The organism is Pseudomonas sp. PVC-5-1 (assembly GCF_057444345.1).
Genome location: NZ_CM172024.1, coordinates 3,626,158 through 3,643,993 on the forward strand (window position 1 = coordinate 3,626,158; position 17,836 = coordinate 3,643,993).

22 protein-coding genes and 1 tRNA gene are annotated in these 17,836 nt (G+C 62.3%); 12 read left to right on the forward strand and 11 right to left on the reverse strand.

Going from position 1 to position 17,836, the window contains the following annotated elements:
• Positions 1–35: 35 nt before the first annotated feature.
• From ahpC to AC2T3R_RS16665, 6 genes are all read right to left on the reverse strand, one after another.
• Complete coding sequence (ahpC, locus tag AC2T3R_RS16640; RefSeq protein WP_004375926.1) at positions 36–599, reverse strand: alkyl hydroperoxide reductase subunit C; 564 nt, start codon at positions 597–599, stop codon at positions 36–38.
• A 325-nt stretch (positions 600–924) separates the two neighbouring features.
• Positions 925–2,280: a glutathione-disulfide reductase gene (gene gorA, locus AC2T3R_RS16645; RefSeq protein WP_015270869.1), complete on the reverse strand. Its 1,356-nt coding sequence runs from the start codon at positions 2,278–2,280 to the stop codon at positions 925–927.
• Between the two features lie 188 nt (positions 2,281–2,468).
• Positions 2,469–3,308 carry a UTP--glucose-1-phosphate uridylyltransferase GalU gene (gene galU, locus AC2T3R_RS16650; protein WP_013973181.1) on the reverse strand — a complete coding sequence of 280 codons (840 nt, stop codon included), beginning with the start codon at positions 3,306–3,308 and terminating at the stop codon, positions 2,469–2,471.
• A gap of 239 nt (positions 3,309–3,547) precedes the next feature.
• A complete protein-coding gene (locus AC2T3R_RS16655) occupies positions 3,548–4,462 on the reverse strand; it encodes a c-type cytochrome (RefSeq protein WP_054572095.1) in 915 nt (304 codons plus the stop codon).
• Positions 4,459–5,109, reverse strand: a complete 651-nt coding sequence (locus tag AC2T3R_RS16660; protein WP_015270871.1) for a c-type cytochrome — start codon at positions 5,107–5,109, stop codon at positions 4,459–4,461. The genes AC2T3R_RS16655 and AC2T3R_RS16660 overlap by 4 nt, the downstream gene beginning before the upstream one ends.
• A gap of 77 nt (positions 5,110–5,186) precedes the next feature.
• A complete protein-coding gene (locus AC2T3R_RS16665) occupies positions 5,187–5,546 on the reverse strand; it encodes a hypothetical protein (protein WP_015270872.1) in 360 nt (119 codons plus the stop codon).
• Positions 5,547–5,706: 160 nt separating this feature from the next.
• Between AC2T3R_RS16665 and AC2T3R_RS16670 the strand changes: the two genes are divergently transcribed.
• The 8 genes from AC2T3R_RS16670 to csrA all read left to right on the forward strand — a co-directional run bounded on the left by AC2T3R_RS16670 (position 5,707) and on the right by csrA (position 11,462).
• Entirely contained in the window at positions 5,707–6,009 is a 303-nt protein-coding gene (locus tag AC2T3R_RS16670; protein WP_004375922.1) for a DUF1883 domain-containing protein, read from the forward strand.
• Positions 6,010–6,016: 7 nt separating this feature from the next.
• Positions 6,017–6,187 carry a hypothetical protein gene (locus AC2T3R_RS16675; protein ID WP_013973186.1) on the forward strand — a complete coding sequence of 57 codons (171 nt, stop codon included), beginning with the start codon at positions 6,017–6,019 and terminating at the stop codon, positions 6,185–6,187.
• A 43-nt stretch (positions 6,188–6,230) separates the two neighbouring features.
• Positions 6,231–7,319: an NAD(P)H-dependent flavin oxidoreductase gene (locus AC2T3R_RS16680; protein ID WP_015270873.1), complete on the forward strand. Its 1,089-nt coding sequence runs from the start codon at positions 6,231–6,233 to the stop codon at positions 7,317–7,319.
• Between the two features lie 80 nt (positions 7,320–7,399).
• Positions 7,400–8,158, forward strand: coding sequence for a molybdate ABC transporter substrate-binding protein (modA, locus tag AC2T3R_RS16685; protein ID WP_054572097.1), 759 nt, complete (start codon positions 7,400–7,402; stop codon positions 8,156–8,158).
• A complete protein-coding gene (gene modB, locus AC2T3R_RS16690; RefSeq protein ID WP_015270875.1) occupies positions 8,158–8,838 on the forward strand; it encodes a molybdate ABC transporter permease subunit in 681 nt (226 codons plus the stop codon). Before modA ends, modB begins: the two co-directional genes overlap by 1 nt.
• A gap of 1 nt (position 8,839) precedes the next feature.
• Positions 8,840–9,931 (forward strand): molybdenum ABC transporter ATP-binding protein, encoded by a 1,092-nt coding sequence (modC, locus tag AC2T3R_RS16695; RefSeq protein WP_054572098.1) that lies wholly within the window; start codon positions 8,840–8,842, stop codon positions 9,929–9,931.
• A 57-nt stretch (positions 9,932–9,988) separates the two neighbouring features.
• The gene (locus AC2T3R_RS16700; RefSeq protein ID WP_015270877.1) at positions 9,989–11,011 is read left to right on the forward strand and encodes a DNA topoisomerase IB; all 1,023 of its coding nucleotides are present in this window, start codon (positions 9,989–9,991) and stop codon (positions 11,009–11,011) included.
• A gap of 253 nt (positions 11,012–11,264) precedes the next feature.
• Positions 11,265–11,462 (forward strand): carbon storage regulator CsrA, encoded by a 198-nt coding sequence (csrA, locus tag AC2T3R_RS16705; RefSeq protein ID WP_004375914.1) that lies wholly within the window; start codon positions 11,265–11,267, stop codon positions 11,460–11,462.
• Positions 11,463–11,507: 45 nt separating this feature from the next.
• On the opposite strand, the gene AC2T3R_RS16710 is transcribed toward csrA, so the two are convergent.
• The 4 genes from AC2T3R_RS16710 to AC2T3R_RS16725 are packed head-to-tail and all read right to left on the reverse strand — an operon-like array spanning position 11,508 to position 14,800.
• The gene (locus AC2T3R_RS16710; protein ID WP_015270878.1) at positions 11,508–11,861 is read right to left on the reverse strand and encodes a response regulator; all 354 of its coding nucleotides are present in this window, start codon (positions 11,859–11,861) and stop codon (positions 11,508–11,510) included.
• A gap of 11 nt (positions 11,862–11,872) precedes the next feature.
• On the reverse strand, positions 11,873–13,318 hold the full coding sequence (locus tag AC2T3R_RS16715; protein ID WP_015270879.1) for an ATPase domain-containing protein: 1,446 nt from the start codon (positions 13,316–13,318) through the stop codon (positions 11,873–11,875).
• A 6-nt stretch (positions 13,319–13,324) separates the two neighbouring features.
• The gene (locus AC2T3R_RS16720) at positions 13,325–14,482 is read right to left on the reverse strand and encodes a two-component system sensor histidine kinase NtrB (RefSeq protein WP_486743991.1); all 1,158 of its coding nucleotides are present in this window, start codon (positions 14,480–14,482) and stop codon (positions 13,325–13,327) included.
• A gap of 42 nt (positions 14,483–14,524) precedes the next feature.
• On the reverse strand, positions 14,525–14,800 hold the full coding sequence (locus AC2T3R_RS16725; protein ID WP_043935716.1) for a hypothetical protein: 276 nt from the start codon (positions 14,798–14,800) through the stop codon (positions 14,525–14,527).
• A 201-nt stretch (positions 14,801–15,001) separates the two neighbouring features.
• Between AC2T3R_RS16725 and AC2T3R_RS16730 the strand changes: the two genes are divergently transcribed.
• Positions 15,002–15,086 (forward strand) — tRNA-Leu (locus tag AC2T3R_RS16730).
• Between the two features lie 103 nt (positions 15,087–15,189).
• Complete coding sequence (locus tag AC2T3R_RS16735) at positions 15,190–15,603, forward strand: DoxX family protein (protein ID WP_015270882.1); 414 nt, start codon at positions 15,190–15,192, stop codon at positions 15,601–15,603.
• Position 15,604: 1 nt separating this feature from the next.
• On the opposite strand, the gene AC2T3R_RS16740 is transcribed toward AC2T3R_RS16735, so the two are convergent.
• Entirely contained in the window at positions 15,605–15,802 is a 198-nt protein-coding gene (locus tag AC2T3R_RS16740; protein ID WP_015270883.1) for a hypothetical protein, read from the reverse strand.
• Positions 15,803–16,261: 459 nt separating this feature from the next.
• On the opposite strand from AC2T3R_RS16740, the gene adhP reads away from it, so the two are divergent.
• Together adhP and AC2T3R_RS16750 are read left to right on the forward strand one after the other, a co-directional pair.
• Positions 16,262–17,272 carry an alcohol dehydrogenase AdhP gene (gene adhP / locus AC2T3R_RS16745; protein WP_013973198.1) on the forward strand — a complete coding sequence of 337 codons (1,011 nt, stop codon included), beginning with the start codon at positions 16,262–16,264 and terminating at the stop codon, positions 17,270–17,272.
• Positions 17,273–17,437: 165 nt separating this feature from the next.
• The gene (locus tag AC2T3R_RS16750) at positions 17,438–17,674 is read left to right on the forward strand and encodes a hypothetical protein (protein ID WP_013973199.1); all 237 of its coding nucleotides are present in this window, start codon (positions 17,438–17,440) and stop codon (positions 17,672–17,674) included.
• The last annotated feature ends 162 nt before the right edge of the window (positions 17,675–17,836 follow it).

Consider the following 17,836-nt stretch of genomic DNA (forward strand, 5'->3'; position numbering starts at 1 on the left):
GGCGGCTGGCTACCGCCCGCGACATACACATCGGCTTAGATCTTGCCGACGAGGTCCAGCGACGGGGCCAGGGTGGCTTCGCCTTCTTTCCACTTGGCCGGGCAAACTTCGCCTGGGTGAGCGGCAACGTACTGGGCAGCCTTCACCTTGCGCAGCAGTTCGGCAGCATCGCGACCTACACCACCGTCGTTCAGTTCGACGATCTTGATCTGACCTTCCGGGTTGATCACGAAGGTACCGCGATCGGCCAGGCCGGCTTCTTCGATCAGCACGTCGAAGTTGCGCGAGATGACGTGGGTCGGGTCACCGATCAGTGGGTACTGGATCTTGCCGATGGTGTCCGAAGTGTCGTGCCAGGCTTTGTGGGTGAAGTGGGTGTCGGTGGACACACCGTAGATTTCCACGCCCAGCTTCTGGAACTCGGCGTAGTTGTCAGCAAGGTCACCCAGCTCGGTCGGGCAGACGAAGGTGAAGTCGGCCGGGTAGAAGAACACGACAGACCACTTGCCTTTCAGGTCGGCTTCGCTGACCTGGACGAACTCGCCTTTGTGGTAGGCGGTGGCGTTGAACGGTTTGACCTGGCTGTTGATGATTGGCATGAGAGACGCTCCTTCATGGGGTTGGAATCAGTTGATGGAGAGAATCCTAACCGCTGGTCCCGATAAAGGCTCATTGGCAAAGCTCATGCTTTTGATTGGTTTTGGCTATAACCGGTAGTAACTAATAGAAGGGAATGGGCTGAGCAAAGGATTGCGGGGTCATACCCCTGACTCCATGGTCGTGTCACTCCTGTAGGAGCGGCCTTGTGTCGCGATGGGCTGCGAAGCAGCCCCTGTGTATCTCACGATTGCAGAAATACTGGGGGCTGCTTCGCAGCCCATCGCGACACAAGGCCGCTCCTACAACGGTATGCGTTCCGTTGAGTCAGCGCGTCGCGGTGCGCATGGTCACGAACTCTTCGGCCGCCGTCGGGTGCACGCCGATGGTTTCGTCGAACTGTTGCTTGGTCGCACCGGCCTTCAGGGCAATGCCCAGGCCCTGGATGATCTCGCCGGCGTCGGGGCCAACCATGTGGCAGCCCAGCACCTTGTCGGTCTCGGCATCGACCACCAGCTTCATCAGGGTCTTTTCCTGGATGTCGGTCAGGGTCAGTTTCATCGCACGGAAGCGGCTCTCGAATACCTGCACCTTGTGCCCGGCCTCCAGCGCCTGCTCCTCGGTCAGGCCCACGGTACCGATGGGAGGCTGGCTGAAGACTGCGGTGGGGATGTTCTGGTAGTCCACCGGGCGGTATTGCTCAGGCTTGAACAGGCGCCGGGCCACGGCCATGCCCTCGGCCAGAGCCACCGGGGTCAGTTGCACGCGGCCAATCACGTCGCCAATGGCCAGGATCGACGGCGCGGTCGTCTGGTACTGCTGGTCAACGCGAATGTAACCGCGTGCATCCAGCTCGACGCCGGTGTTTTCCAGGCCCAGGTTGTCCAGCATCGGGCGCCGGCCGGTGGCATAGAACACGCAATCGGTGACCAGCTCGCGGCCATCCTTGAGGGTGGCCTTGAGGCTGCCGTCCTCGAGCTTGTCGATGCGCTGGATGTCGGCATTGAACTGCAGGTCGAGGCCGCGCTTTTCCAGTTCTTCCTTCAGGTGCGTGCGCACCGAACCGTCGAAGCCACGCAGGAACAGGTCGCCACGGTACAGCAGTGTGGTAGCCGACCCCAGGCCCTGGAAGATGCCGGCGAACTCGACGGCAATGTAGCCACCGCCCACCACCAGCACCCGGCGTGGCAGGTCCTTGAGGTAGAAGGCTTCGTTGGAGGTGATGGCCAGTTCCTTGCCCGGAATGTCCGGCACCTGTGGCCAGCCACCGGTGGCGATGAGGATGTGCTCGGCGGTGTAGCGCTGGCCTTCCACTTCCACTTCATTGGCACCGGTCAAGCGCGCATGCCCCTGCAGCAAGGTAACCCCGCTGTTGACCAGCAGGTTGCGGTAGATGCCGTTGAGGCGCTCGATTTCCCGGTTCTTGTTGGCAATCAGGGTGCCCCAGTCGAAGTGCCCTTCTTCCAAGGTCCAGCCGAAGCCTGCGGCCTGCTCCAGTTCGTCGGCGACGTGTGCGCCGTACACCAGCAGCTTTTTCGGCACGCAGCCGACGTTGACGCAGGTGCCGCCCAGGTAGCGGCTCTCTGCCACTGCCACCTTTGCCCCGAAGCCGGCGGCAAACCGCGCCGCGCGCACACCGCCGGACCCGGCACCAATCACGAACAGATCAAAATCGTAGGCCATGTATTCACTCTCCTAGGCAGGCGCCCAGCATAACGCACTGGGGCCGCTTTGCGACCCTTCGCGGGCCCGCCCGCTCCCACAGTACCGGCGCAACCTTAAAGGCCTGCACAATACCTGTAGGAGCGGGCGTGCCCGCGAAGGGCTGCAAAGCAGCCCCAGTTATCAGCTTTGATACAAGTAGCGGCTTATCAGTAAGCCTTGCCAGTCTTGTAGTAGTTCTCGAAGCAGAAGTTGGTCGCGTCGATGTAACCCTCAGCGCCACCGCAGTCGAAACGCTTGCCTTTGAACTTGTAGGCGATCACGCAGCCGTTCTGCGCCTGTTGCATCAGGGCGTCGGTGATCTGGATCTCGCCACCTTTGCCCGGCTCGGTGTTGGCGATGATGTCGAAGATGTCCGGGGTCAGGATGTAGCGACCAATGATCGCCAGGTTCGACGGGGCGTCTTCCGGCTTTGGCTTCTCGACCATGTTGGTGACACGGAAAATGTCGTCACGGATCATGTCGCCGGCGATCACGCCGTACTTGTTGGTTTCCTGCGGATCGACTTCCTGGATGGCGACGATCGAGCAACGGAACTGGTTGTACAGCTTGACCATCTGGGTCAGTACGCCGTCACCTTCCGGGTTCACGCACAGGTCGTCCGCCAGCACCACGGCGAACGGCTCGTCGCCGATCAGCGGGCGGCCAGTCAGGATGGCGTGGCCCAGGCCTTTCATTTCGGTCTGGCGGGTGTAGGAGAACGAGCACTCGTCGAGCAGGCGACGGATACCAACCAGGTATTTTTCCTTGTCGGTGCCCTTGATCTGGTTTTCCAGCTCGTAGCTGATGTCGAAGTGGTCTTCCAAAGCACGCTTGCCGCGCCCGGTGACGATGGAGATCTCGTTCAGACCGGCATCCAGTGCCTCTTCAACGCCATACTGGATCAGTGGCTTGTTGACCACCGGCAGCATTTCCTTGGGCATGGCTTTGGTAGCGGGCAGGAAGCGGGTGCCGTAACCGGCTGCCGGGAACAAGCATTTTTTGATCATATACGTCCTTACAAAAGGCTAGGCCAGTGGAATTCGGCGCAGTCTAATCAGGCGGCAGTCACCTTACAATGCCCTACCTGTGGCCGATCGATGGGAAGATAGAGATAACCCAGTGTAGATAGTTCCGGTGGATCGTAAATATTGCTGTCATCCATGACAGATGGATGACAGGAAATCGGGGTTTCCTGTACTGGCCTCTTCGCGGACAAGCCCGCGAGGAGGCCAGTACAGGCAATACATCAGCTACCGGTGCCCTGCCCTATCAGCACACCATCGACCTTCTGCCCATACAGGTTCACCCCGTCATTGGCATGGAACTTCACCCGCGTCTTCTCGATGGAGCCTTCCACCAGCCGCGGATCCTGCGGCCGTTCATGGCGGTTGACCCAGGCCGCCACATCCCAGGCCTGCTGATCGCTAAGGCTGCCCGGCTTGCCCAGCGGCATGTTGTACTTGATGAACGACGCCGCGGTATTGATCCGGTGCATGCCGGCGCCCCAGTTGTAGGAGTCCTTGCCCCACAACGGCGGCATCACGTACTCGCCCGCCACCTTCTGCCCTTCGCCATTGTCGCCGTGACAAATCGCACACTGCTCACGATAAACCTGCTGACCGCGCTTGAAGTCGTATCCGCCCTTTGGCTGCGGCACCTCCGGGTACCCGCGCCCGGCAATCTCGACGCCGGTCGGCGCCTTGGTCGACAGCCAGTACGAATACACCGCCAGCGCCGTCATCTGCGGGCTATCGGCCGCAGGCGGCTTGCCGTTCATGCTGAACTGGAAGCAGCCCTGGATGCGCTCGGCATAGGTGTTGACCTTGTCATTTTTCTTGCGGTAGGCGGGGTACATCGGGTACGCCCCCCACATCGGCGCGGAATGCGCCAGCCGCCCCTGGTCAAGGTGGCAGTTGCTGCAGTTCATGCCGTTGCCCACAGCCTCGGGCATCAACCTGCGGGTGTCGACGAACAAGGCATGCCCCTCGCGTACCATCTTGCCAAAGGCATTGTCAGGCAACTCGCTTTCCGCTGGTGGCACGAACTGCGGCGCGGCCTGCACGCCAGGCACTTTCAACTGCGACTGGTCTTCCATGGCAATCTGGGCGGCGTGTGCGCTGCCCATGGCCAGCAGCAGCAGGGCTGGAATCATCGGTTTCATGGCTTGACCTCCTGGCTGGCGGGGCGGGCGAAGAACTCGGCAACGGCCTTGATCTCGTCATCGGTCATGGCCTTGGCCACGCCGACCATCAGCTGGTTGGGGTCATTGCTGCGCGTGCCGTCACGCCAGGCATTGAGCTGCGCCACCAGGTAACTGGCGGGCTGGCCGGCCAAGGGCGGGAAGTGTTCGCCAACCCCGCCACCGCCCGGGCCATGGCATTGCACGCAACCAGGAATCTGCCGGCTCCAGTCACCGTACAGGGCCATGCGGGTGGTGGGGTCATCGGCGATCTGCTGGCGACGCAGGTCGCCTGCAGGGTCTGCCGGCAGGCTGGCCAGATAGGTGCTGACCGCCTCGATCTCATCCTCGCTCAGGGCATTGGCAAGCGGCTCCATCACCGGCTGCTTGCGGCTGCCGTTGCGCCAATCATGCAATTGCTTGCTGAGGTAAGCGGCCGGCAGCCCGGCCAGGCGTGGGAAGCCGGCAGCGGCAATGCCTTTGCCGTCCGGGCCATGGCAACCCAGGCAAGCCATGGCGGCGGGGTTGGCCCCACCCTGGGTGAAGACTTTCTGGCCATCGGCGGCATGCGCCGTGGGCCAGGCCAGGATCAGCAGGCTGCCGACCAAGGCGCGACTCAACGGTGTCATCACGAATCTCCCTTTCTATTGTTATAAGCTTAGGCTTAAAACATATAAGTAAAAGGAGCGTGATCAGTTGCCCTGGATCAACTACCGGAAATGCATTGGGTGGCTGCGGTGCGCACGTCGCCCAGGCGCAGCGGGAAATTGTTCAGCCGCTCGTGCAACTTGATGCTGCTGCCGCTGCCACGCTTGTCGATATCCACCAGCGCCGCCGGGCCCACGCCCGAGCTGATTTTTTGCGGCACGATCAGCCGCAGGCCATCGCCACGCTGCTCTTCCACAAGCGGGTCCCGGGTATCGGCCAGCTTCTGCTTGACGCAATCGGCATACGCGCGTGGGGACTTGCCCGAGATTACATCCAGCGTTTCATGCGACTGTTCCAGTTCCGTAACACTCACACAGCCACCCAGCGTCATCGCCAACGCCGCCACCATCCACTTCATTTGCAGCACCTCTGCCTTCAAGAATCCGCTTTGACCACAGCCAGGCTGTTTTGCTCCCTGCTTTGGCAGATTTATCTATGCCTGGCGGAACAGCGCGGCAGTGTAACCCGACATCGTGGTATCTTTTGCCTTTGCAGAACCAATCCTTGCGGAGCATCACATGAAATTCGTACACCAGCGCGAGCACCTGAACGAGGACGATATCGTCGTCATCGAGTGCTCCCAGCGCTGCAATATCCGCCTGATGAACGACGCCAACTTCCGCAGCTTCAAGAACGGCGGCCGTCATACCTACCACGGTGGCCATTTCGACAAGTTCCCGGCGAAGATCACCGTGCCAAGCACCGGTTTCTGGAACATCACCATCGATACCGTGACCACCCGCCCGATCTCGGTTACCCGCAAGCCAACCTTGACCCACAAGATCAAGATCGTCCGTCGTTCATCGTCGAAACTCAGATAAGGCCACCATGACCCAGACCACCAAGTACGTCATCAAGTACAAGCTCGACGGCCAGCGCCGCTGGGACTTCGCGCTGATGCCCGACGCCTCCCTCGAACAAGCCCTGGAAGCCCTGCGCAAGATTCACGGCGAAGACGCCGAGAAGATCAGCGACATCCAGGTCAGCAAAGCCTTGTAAATACCCGCCCCACCGTACCGCCCGCCCGCGCAAGGAGAATCGCATGAGCCACTGGCCCGACCGCCGCATCCTCGACCTGCTGGGCATCGAGTTGCCCATTCTGCAGGCCCCCATGGCCGGTGCGACGGGCTCGGGCATGGCCATTGCCGTGGGCCTGGCGGGCGGTTTGGGCGCCCTGCCCTGCGCCATGCTCACGGGCGACCAGGTGCGCACCGAGATCGCTGCCTTCCGCGCCGGCTGCCCGGGCCGCCCGTTGAACCTGAACTTCTTCTGCCACCAGCCGCCAGCGCCCGATGCCGAGCGCGATGCACGCTGGAAGCAGGCGCTACAGCCCTATTACAGCGAAGTGGGAGCCGACTTCACGGCGCCCACGCCGGTGTCCAACCGGGCGCCTTTCGACGAACATAGCTGCCAGCTGGTCGAGCAACTGCGCCCGGAGGTGGTGAGCTTCCACTTCGGCCTGCCACATGCCGACCTGCTGCAACGGGTAAAGGCCAGTGGTGCCAAGGTGCTGTCCAGCGCCACTACAGTAGAGGAAGCCGTGTGGCTGGAGCATCACGGCTGTGATGCGATCATTGCCATGGGCTATGAGGCGGGCGGCCATCGCGGCATGTTCCTCAGCGACGATATCACCAGCCAGATCGGCACCTTCGCGCTGGTGCCGCAGGTGGCCGATGCGGTCAGCGTCCCGGTGATTGCCGCTGGCGGCATTGCTGACCACCGCGGCCTGTTGGCGGCATTGGCCTTGGGTGCTTCGGCAGTGCAGATCGGAACGGCGTACCTGTTCTGCCCCGAGGCCAAGGTGTCGCCGGCGCATCGCCAGGCCCTGGACAGCGCACCTGCCAGCGACACGGCGCTGACCAACCTGTTCACTGGCCGACCGGCGCGTGGCATCAACAACCGCATCATGCGCGAGCTGGGGCCGATGAGCGATTTGGCCCCGCACTTCCCGCTGGCCGGCGGGGCCTTGATGCCTTTGCGGGCGATTACGGATCCGCAGGGCAATAGCGATTTCAGCAACCTCTGGTCGGGGCAGGCGTTGCGGCTGGGCAGGCATATGCCGGCGGGTGAGTTGACCCGGGAGATTGCCGAAAAGGCGCTGGCCATGATCGGCCGCCAGGCGTCTGCATAAGCAGGTCTGGCCCCTTCCCGGCCCATGGCCTACCGCTATATAGTTAAGGATATAACGATAAGCCCCAAGGAGCTGTCTTCATGCGTATCCGCCCACCCCACTTGGCTGCCACCGCCCTGACCAGCCTGCTTGCCTTCAACACTGCCTGGGCCGATGAAGTCCAGGTCGCGGTCGCAGCGAACTTCACAGCCCCTATCCAGGCCATTGCCAAGGACTTCGAGAAAGACACTGGCCACAAGCTGGTCGCTGCCTATGGCGCCACCGGCCAGTTCTACGCACAAATCAAGAATGGCGCGCCGTTCGAGGTATTTCTCGCTGCCGACGACAGCACCCCAGCCAAGCTCGAGCAGGAAAACGCGATTGCCCCGGGCTCACGCTTCACCTACGCCATCGGCACCCTGGCGCTGTGGTCGGCCAAACCCGGCTATGTCGACGCCAACGGCGAAGTGCTGAAGAACAACCAGTTCAAGCACCTGTCCATTGCCAACCCGAAAACCGCGCCCTACGGCCTGGCCGCCACACAGGTGCTGGACAAGCTGAAGCTGACCGAAGCCACCCGGCCCAAGCTGGTCGAAGGGCAGAACATTACCCAGGCGTTCCAGTTCGTATCCACCGGCAACGCCGAGCTGGGCTTTGTCGCCCTTTCGCAAATCTACAAGGACGGCAAGGTCGAAAGCGGTTCGGCCTGGATCGTTCCCTCGTCCCTGCACGAACCCATCCGCCAGGACGCGGTAATCCTCGAAAAAGGCAAGGACAACCCCGCCGCCAAGGCCCTGGTCGACTACCTGAAAGGCCCGAAAGCCGCGGCAGTGATCAAATCCTACGGTTATGAAATCTGATGCCACTGGATGCCAGTGACCTGGGTGCCATCTGGCTGACCGTGAAACTGGCCAGCATGACCACCCTCATCCTGCTGATCGTCGGCACGCCCATCGCCTGGTGGCTGGCGCGCACGCGCTCGTGGTTGCGCGGGCCGGTGGGCGCGGTGGTGGCCTTGCCGCTGGTACTGCCACCCACAGTGATCGGTTTCTACCTGCTGATCGCCCTCGGCCCACATGGCTGGCTGGGCCAGGCGACCCAGGCGCTGGGCCTGGGCAGCGTGGTGTTCAGTTTTACCGGCCTGGTAATAGGCTCGGTGATCTACTCCATGCCGTTCGTGGTCCAGCCGCTGCAGAATGCCTTCGGCGCCATTGGCCAGCGCCCGCTGGAAGTGGCCGCGACGCTGCGCGCCAGCCCCTGGGACACCTTCGTCCACGTGGTGCTGCCGTTGGCCCGTCCGGGCTTCATCACCGCCAGCATCCTCGGTTTCGCCCACACGGTGGGCGAGTTCGGCGTGGTGTTGATGATTGGCGGCAACATCCCCGACAAGACACGCGTGGTCTCGGTGCAGATCTTCGACCATGTCGAGGCCATGGCCTATTCGCAAGCGCACTGGCTGGCCGGTGCCATGCTGGTGTTCTCGTTCCTGGTGCTGCTCCTGCTTTACGCAGGACGCCGCGGCAAGGCTGGCTGGAGCTGAAATGAGCGCATCGATTGTGGCGCGCCTGCAACTGGCACGCGACGACTTCACCCTGGACGTAGACCTGCACCTGCCCGGCCGCGGCATCAGTGCGTTGTTCGGCCACTCCGGTTCTGGCAAGACCAGCTGCCTGCGTTGCCTGGCGGGGCTGGAACGGGCCGCCAGCGCCTACATCGAGGTCAACGGCGAAGTCTGGGAAGACAGCGCCCGCGGATTCTTTCTGGCACCACACCTGCGCCCGGTAGGCTACGTGTTCCAGGAGGCCAGCCTGTTCCCGCACCTGTCGGTACGCGGCAACCTGGAGTTCGGCTGGCGCCGGGTGGCCGCTGCCGAGCGCAAGGTCAGCCTAGACCTGGCCTGCCAGCTGCTGGGTATCGGCCACTTGCTGGCACGCCGGCCGGCGACCTTGTCCGGTGGCGAGGCGCAGCGGGTGGGCATTGCCCGCGCCCTGCTCAGCAGCCCGCGCCTGCTGTTGATGGACGAGCCACTGGCTGCCCTCGACGGGCCGCGCAAACGCGAAATCCTGCCCTACCTGGAACGCCTGCACGACGAACTGGACATCCCGCTGGTGTATGTCAGCCATGCCCAGGAAGAAGTGGCGCGGCTGGCCGACCACCTGGTGTTGCTGGAGCAAGGCCAGACAGTGGCCAGCGGCCCGATCGGCGAAACCCTGGCCCGTCTCGACCTGTCGCTGGCCGAGGGCGAGGATGCCGGCGTGGTGTTTGAAGGCCTGGTGGTGGCACATGACGCGCACTACGACCTGCTCGACCTGCGCCTGCCCGGCAACGACGGGCCGCTGTTGCGTATCACCCACCCTGCCCAGGTGATGGGCAGCACCTTGCGGGTCAAGGTGCAGGCGCGTGACGTCAGCCTGGCCCTGGCAGCTGACAGCACTTCGAGCATTCTCAACCGCTTGCCGGTGCGCGTGCGCGAAAGCCGCCCGGCCGCCAACCCGGCCCATGTATTGGTCAGCCTGGATGCTGGCGGCAACGCCTTGCTCGCGCGCATCACCCGCTTCTCGGCAGACCAGCTCGGCCTGCACCCGGGCCAGGTGCTGTTTGCCCAGATCAAGTCGGTGGCGCTGCTGGGCTGAGCATCGGCCCCGTCGCTGGTGTCCATTGATCAGTGACCTGATCGAGGCCTGCCAACCATGCTTGACTGCCCCCTGCCGCGCACCCTGCACTACGTCGACGACAGCCAGCCGGGCCTGACCCGGCGGCGCTGGAGAGAGCGCTTCATCTACCTGGATGCCGACGGCCAACGAGTGCGCGACAGCGATACCCTTGCCCGCATCGCTGCACTGGCAATCCCACCGGCCTATACCGAGGTGTGGATCTGCGCCGACCCGCAAGGCCACCTGCAAGCCACAGGTCGCGATGCCCGTGGCCGCAAGCAATACCGCTACCACGCGCAGTGGCGCGAAATACGCGACCAGCACAAGTACGGGCGCATGCTGGCGTTTGCCCAGGCCCTGCCGAAATTGCGCGCACAGCTGCACGACCACCTTGCCCGGCCAGGCCTGGACCGGGAAAAGGTGATGGCGCTGGTGATCAGCCTGCTGGACCACACCCTGATCCGCATCGGCAACCAGCGCTACCTGCGTGACAACCAGTCCTATGGACTGACCACCCTGCGCAACCGCCATGTCGAGGTGAAGGGCAGCAGCATCCGCTTCCAGTTCCGCGGCAAGCGCGGCGTCGAGCACAACGTCAGCCTCAACGATCGGCGCCTGGCCAACCTGCTCAAGCGCTGCATGGAACTGCCCGGCCAAGCGTTGTTCCAGTACCTGGACGACGACGGCCAGCGCCATAGCGTCGGCTCCAGCGAGGTCAACCAGTTTCTGCAGCAGCTGACCGGTGCCGACTTCACCGCCAAGGACTACCGCACCTGGGCCGGTAGCAGCCTCGCCCTGGACCTGCTGAGGCCCTTGGCCTGGGAGCCCGAGAGCGAAGCCAAGCGCCAGGTCGCCGCCATCGTCCGTCAGGTAGCATCACGCCTGGGCAATACACCGGCAGTGTGCAGGCGCTGTTACATTCACCCGGCTGTACTTGAACACTATGCCCTGGGGCGCCTTGCCAACTTGCCGAAGAACCGTGTGCGCAAAGGCCTGGACCGTGAAGAAGTAGCCTTGCTGTTATTTCTTCAGGCACTCGAGGAACAGGATGACCATTAACCCGGTCTATTCACACCATGATGCGAAGAAATTTCCCATTGGCCGCCAAGCCCCCTATTCTTGCCACCGAGCACCTTGGCCGACAAACCGCTGGCGGTTTGCTTCGGCACCTGCGACTGAAGACACGCAACAGAATTTGTCTGTCGGGGAATTACTATCCGCCGAAAGCGTCTTTAATGAGAAGGAAGAGGGACAAGCTCCCGCCGCCGTGGCAACTAGCCCGACGGACTTTTACATCACCAAGGAGAACTACATGCTGATACTCACCCGCAAGGTTGGCGAAAGCATCGTCATCAACGATGACATCAAAGTCACCATTCTGGGCGTCAAAGGGATGCAGGTGAGGATCGGTATCGATGCACCGAAAGACGTCCAGGTCCATCGAGAAGAGATCTTCAAGCGTATTCAGGCCGGCAGCCCGGCCCCGGAAAAGCACGACGACTCGCACTGAGCGACCTGCCTCAAGCCGCACGGACGCGCTTGATCGCGCCGCGCCTCAGGTGCCCAGCAGTTCGCGCACCTTGGCGATCATACAGTCCATGTCGAACGGTTTGTCGAACACCGCGGCGAACAGTTCCGGGCATCCCTGGTTGGCCTGCGCGCCACTCATGAGGATGACCGGCAACTCGCTCAAGGCCGGGTCTTCACGCATCGAGCGCACAAGCTCCTCACCGTTGAGCAGTGGCATCATGTAGTCGGTGATGACCAGCTGAACGCGCTTTTCCTTCAGTGCCTCCAGCGCCTTGTAGCCGTTGCTCGCCTTTTCCACCAGAAAACCCTCGTCCTCCAGGGCAAAACCGAGGATGTCGGCAATCAGGTACTCGTCATCGACGATCAGGATGGTGTTCATCGCCCGCCTCGTCACCCGCTCCCCTGCGGCACCGGCGTTCCCGAAAGCACACCGCAAGCGCCTTCGAACGCCTTGCGCAGGGTAATGCCCTGCGGCCCGATCAGCAGCTCGTGCAAGGCAGGGTCATGGTGGCTGTCACGCACCTTGAGGATCGACAGCATGCGCCGCAGCTGCGAATCCAGCTCGACGAAGCGCATCAGCATCAAGTTGTCGACGATGCTTGACAGGTCCGGGGCCGGGGCGCTGATTTCCGCGCCGAAAATGTCGCGCATTTCCCAGGTCAGCATCACGCTGACATCGCGCGCGCGCAGTTCGCCGACCAAGGCGCGGAAAAACGCATTGAGCCGCGCCGGGTCGATGGCCAGGCGGCTGAACGCCCCCAGGCTGTCGATCAGCACGCGCTTGCTGCCTTGCGCTTCGACCCGCTCGAGCAGGCGCGCCCCGACCTGGTCCAGCAGGCCCTCGGTAGTCGGCTGCCAGCAAAGCTGCAGGATGCCTGCCTGCTCCATGGCTGCAAAATCGTAACCCAGCGACGCGGCCTTGATACGCAGGCGCTCCGGCGTTTCGTAAAAGCCGAAATGCAGCCCCGGCGCCTGCGGGCTGCTGGCACCGAGAAATGCCAGGCCCAATGACGTCTTGCCAATACCCGAGGGCCCGATCAGCAGGCTGACCGAGCCCGTGGCCAGGCCGCCACCGAGCATTTCATCCAGGGTCGCCACCCCGCTGCGGATGCGCTCCAAGGTGGCGCTGCCCGCCTGGCTGGGGTGGCTGAACAGTGACTCCAGGCGCGGGTATACATGCATGCCGGTTTCATCGATGAGGCATTCATGGCGCCCCGACAACGCCGCACTGCCCCGCGTCTTGCGCAGCTGGATATGACGCACGGCGCGGCTGCCAAACAGTTGCTCGCCCAGTTCGATCACCCCGTCGACCATCGTGTGCTCCGGGCTGCCCTCGTCCAGCCGGGCGCTGGTCAGCAGCAGCACGGTGCAGCCCGCAAAGGCCGCATGGCCCTGTAGTTCAGAGACGAATTTCTTGGTATCCAGCGCGGTTTCCGCACGCACCCGGGCATTTAGCACGCCATCGACGATCAGCAGGCTGGCCTGCTGGCGGGCGATTTCCTGGCGCAGCAGCCGTACCACGGCGTCCAGGCCTTCCTGCTCCAGGGTATCGAAGGCACTGACGAACTGGATCGGATCACCTACCAGCGCCGGGTCGAAGAACTCCAGGGTCGCCAGGTACTGGAACAGCCGCTCGTGCGACTCGCTGAGCAAGGTGGCCACCAGCACCCGGCCACCACCGCGCACATGCCCGCAGGCCAGCTGATTGGCGAGGATGGTCTTGCCCGCCCCCGGCGGGCCCTGAATGATGTAGGACGCGCCAGCCACCAGGCCACCCTGGAGCAACGCATCGAGCCCATCGATCCCCGTCACCAGCCGCCTGAGTGCCTGTGCCATGGTGTTCTACCTGTCGAGTTGGCTGTCCGTGTGCTGATAGATTGGCAAGTAAAGCTGCATGCAAGTTCCCCGGCCGGGCTCGCTGTCGACGCAAATGGCACCACCGCTCTGCCTGGCAAAACCATACACCTGGCTGAGGCCCAGGCCAGTCCCCTTGCCAAAGGGCTTGGTAGTGAAAAACGGTTCGAAGATCCGCGGCAGTACCGCTGGCGCGATGCCCTCGCCGCTGTCTTCGACCTCGAAACGCACAAACCCGCCGTGCAGGCCCTCCACCTCACCGGTCAGCTCGACCACCTCGACTGTCAAGCCGATCCGGCCCTGCCCCGTGATGGCATCGCAGGCATTGAACAACAGGTTGAGCAGTACCATCTGCAATTGCCCGGCATCCACCTCGATCAGGGGCAGGTCCGGTTGCAGCACCACCTCCAGGTCAATCGATCCAGGCAGCGCATGCTCCAGTAGACCACGGGTGGCGGCAACAAGGTTCGCCGGGGCGACGCAAGCCACATCAAGCTTGCGGTGGCGGGCAAAGCTGAGCAACTGCTGGGTCAGCTCGGTGCCCCGCTGCCCGGCATCGAGAATGTGCTGCAACATGCGCTGGGCGCGTGCCGGGTCCTGGGTGGCCAGCGCCAAGCGCGCCGAGCTGATGATGATGGTCAGCATGTTGTTGAAGTCATGCGCCAGGCCACCGGTCAACTGGCCGAGGGCCTCCAGCTTCTGTGCCTGGAACAGCTGGGCGCGCACCGCGTCCAGTTGCAGCGCCGACTCGCGGCGGTCGGTGATGTCCCGGGTCACCTTGGCCAGGCCGACAATCTGGCCCTGGTCATCGCGAATCACATCCAGGGCGGCCAGCGCCCAGAACTGCGTGCCATCCTTGCGTACGCGCCAGCCCTCATCCTGCGCCTCGCCCTGCTCCAGCGCCTGGCGTAGCAAGCGCTCCGGGCGGCCCTCGGTGCAATCCTGCGGAGTGAAGAACAACGAGAAATGCTGGCCGATCACTTCATCGGCACGGTACCCCTTGATACGTTGCGCGCCTGCGTTCCACGACACCACATGGCCGGAAGGATCAAGCATGTAAATGGCGTAATCCACCACCGACTGAACCAGCTGTTCATAGCGTTGGGCAGTCATGACAGGGTGATCGAGACAGTCAGCTGAAACCATGCGAACTCCACCGGCACAGCAGGAGGGAAAATATTGCGAGGTTCAACGCCCAGGCTCAACCAGCACAAGGCTGATGCGCCGAGGCATCGCCACTTTCAGCAGCCACAAGCCGACCAGCAGGATAAGCCCTCCACCGGCCAGGGCCATCAGCCGCTGCGGTTGAGAGTGTTCGGCATCGAACCCAAGCATCAGCAGATAACCGCCCAGGCTGATCAGGCTCAGGTAGAGAAATGCCGCCAGCACGACGACCAGCACGAACAAAAGTCGCCACAATAGCCGTGGGTGCACTATACGCTCGGGAGTATCGGACAGAGTCATCACCGCACACTCTTTGGATCCAATAAAAGGGCAACAGTGGCGTAATGATAGCAAGGTGTCAATTGCCCATTCGATCGACCTTCATTCTGTTGATCATAGGCGCTGTGGTTGACTCAACTATAACAATGGGTTATAAAGCGCGCTTGATTGCGAAGCCCTTCTGCTTAGAAGCGAGCTGGTCGTTACGGCCCCTTCAAGCGTGCGAGTGTGGTGGAATTGGTATACACAGCAGACTTAAAATCTGTCGGCGTGAGCCTTGCGGGTTCGAGTCCCGCCACTCGCACCAAATTCCTTGCGAAGGCGCCCTTGCGGCGCCTTTTTGCTGCCCGCCAGCAATCCTTTGCGCAGCTGCTAGAGTGGTGCTTGTACTCGTCCACTGGAACGCCGCCATGCGCTACTCCCTGTTCGATGGTCAACGCGACATCATTATCCTGATTGCCCGTGTGCTGCTGATGATCCTGTTCGTCTTGTCTGGCTGGGGCAAGCTGACCGGGTTCGAAGGCACGGTCGGCTACATGACTTCACTGGGCGCTCCTGCCCCCATGCTGGCAGCGGCAGTAGCCGTGCTCATGGAATTCGCCGTTGGCATCCTGCTGATCCTCGGATTCTACACCCGGCCGCTGGCCTTCCTGTTTGCGTTGTTCGTGCTGGGCACGGCGCTGCTGGGCCACCCGTTCTGGAACATGGTCGACCCTGAGCGCAGCGCCAACATGACCCAGTTCCTGAAAAACCTCAGCATCATGGGCGGCATGTTGTTACTGGCGGTAAGCGGCCCCGGGCGTTTTTCGGTGGACGGGCGCTGACTCAGTCGTCTTCGCAGTCGTCGAACCAGGCTGGGTGACCACGCTCTTCTTCATCAAGGTCATCCAGCGTTTCTTCGTCTTCCTCGATGTCATCCTCGACGCCTCGGGCATCGGCTTCTGCCTCAGTGTCGTCGTAGAGGAATTCGTGATCAAGCAGGTGATCATGTTCGGGTTCGTGCAGGTCATCTTCGTCGCGCATGCTGACTCCTGGGCTGGTGGCAGGCCTGTATAGGCGGATCGGCTGCACAGGTCAATGCATTACCGCTTAATGCTGGGTTAACCGGCCGGACCCAAGCTGCAGGCTCTCCCTTCAAACGTTGCTTGCCCGCCATACCCGGCGGGCTTTTTTATTGCTGCCACTCCCCCTGCGTCCAGTGCAGTGAAATCACATGGAACCCGGCCCATGCTGACCACACTCGAGCTGAGCCATGCATGACAAGTCCATCACCTGAGCTTCACAAAATGCTGACATCCCGCTGGGCACACTAACCCTGCTCCCTATGTTCTTACAGCCCGCCGCATCGTTGCCGCGGGCTTTTCTTTTTGTGGCATGCACAGTGCCTCTGACCATGACCTGAGGCAGTTTTACCGTATCGGCCCAGGGCTATGCTTAGCCGGCGATAAGCAAGCCCATTCGGAACAGGATACGGAGGCTCGTATGAAAGCTGCTGTTGTTGCACCAGGCCGTCGCGTGGAAGTGGTGGAGAAAACCCTGCGCCCCCTCGAGCACGGTGAAGCGCTGCTGAAGATGCAATGCTGCGGTGTGTGCCACACCGACCTGCATGTGAAAAATGGCGACTTCGGTGACAAGACCGGTGTGGTGCTAGGTCACGAAGGCATCGGCGTGGTCCAGGCAGTAGGGCCAGGCGTCACCTCGCTCAAACCGGGCGACCGCGCCAGCGTGGCCTGGTTCTACCAGGGCTGCGGGCATTGCGAGTATTGCAACAGCGGCAACGAAACCCTGTGCCGCGAAGTGAAGAACTCCGGCTACACCGTGGACGGCGGCATGGCCGAAGCCTGCATCGTCAAGGCCGACTACTCGGTCAAAGTGCCCGACGGGCTCGACTCCGCTGCCGCCAGCAGTATTACCTGCGCCGGCGTCACCACCTACAAGGCGGTGAAGATCTCCAACATCCGCCCCGGCCAATGGATCGCCATCTACGGCCTCGGCGGCCTGGGCAACCTTGCCCTGCAATATGCCAAGAACGTCTTCAACGCCAAAGTGATCGCCATCGACGTCAACGAAGAGCAACTGCGCTTCGCCAGCGAGATGGGCGCTGACCTGGTCATAAACTCACGCACCGAGGATGCCGCCAAGGTCATCCAAGCCAAGACCGGTGGCGCCCATGCCGCCGTGGTTACCGCCGTTGCCAAGGCTGCCTTCAACTCGGCCGTTGACGCCCTGCGTGCGGGTGGCCGCCTGGTTGCGGTCGGCCTGCCGTCGGAAGCCATGAACCTGAACATCCCTCGCCTGGTGCTGGACGGTATCGAAGTGATCGGCTCGCTGGTCGGTACCCGCCAGGACCTGCAGGAAGCTTTCCAGTTTGCGGCGGAAGGGAAAGTGGTGCCGAAGGTGACCCTGCGACCGATCGAGGATATCAACCAGATCTTCGATGAGATGCTGGAGGGCAAGATCAAAGGGCGGATGGTGATTCAGTTCGAGGGGTGATGACCCATGTGCGCTGGCTGTTGGTGCAGCGCACACTACCCTGAAATGGGCGCGCCTTAGGTCCTGGTTTCAGGTAAGCGCTATGCTTGATACACGATTTTATCCAAGTCGTGGTTTGTAGTCGGTTCGCAAGCAGAAGACTGGCTAGCACATCGGAGTGAACGTATGGGCATCCGCAGCTTGGCGAAAAACCTGCCACCCGACCCGGACAATGACGGCTGGGTACTTGGATGGGGCGTACTGAGAGACCGGCATCCCTGGCATTTCGTCGATGTGTTTGCCGACCAGAGGACCGCCAGGGCCGAGGCGGTGCGCCGCGGGGCAGGCTATGTTGTGGAGTTCGGCTCGCACCGCCTGGGATCGGATGAATTCGTTTGTGGGATATCCCCGCCTGAAGGCTAGCGTTTGAATGGGCGGAGCGGCGGGCGATGGATCCTAGGGCCGTAGTCGACAGACAGCTATCGACCCATAGCGGAAATCTGTAACCAGGGCCGCTTCGCGGCCCATCGCCGGCAAGCGCGACTCCCACAGGTACAGCGCATGCCTGACGGCTGGTGATATTCC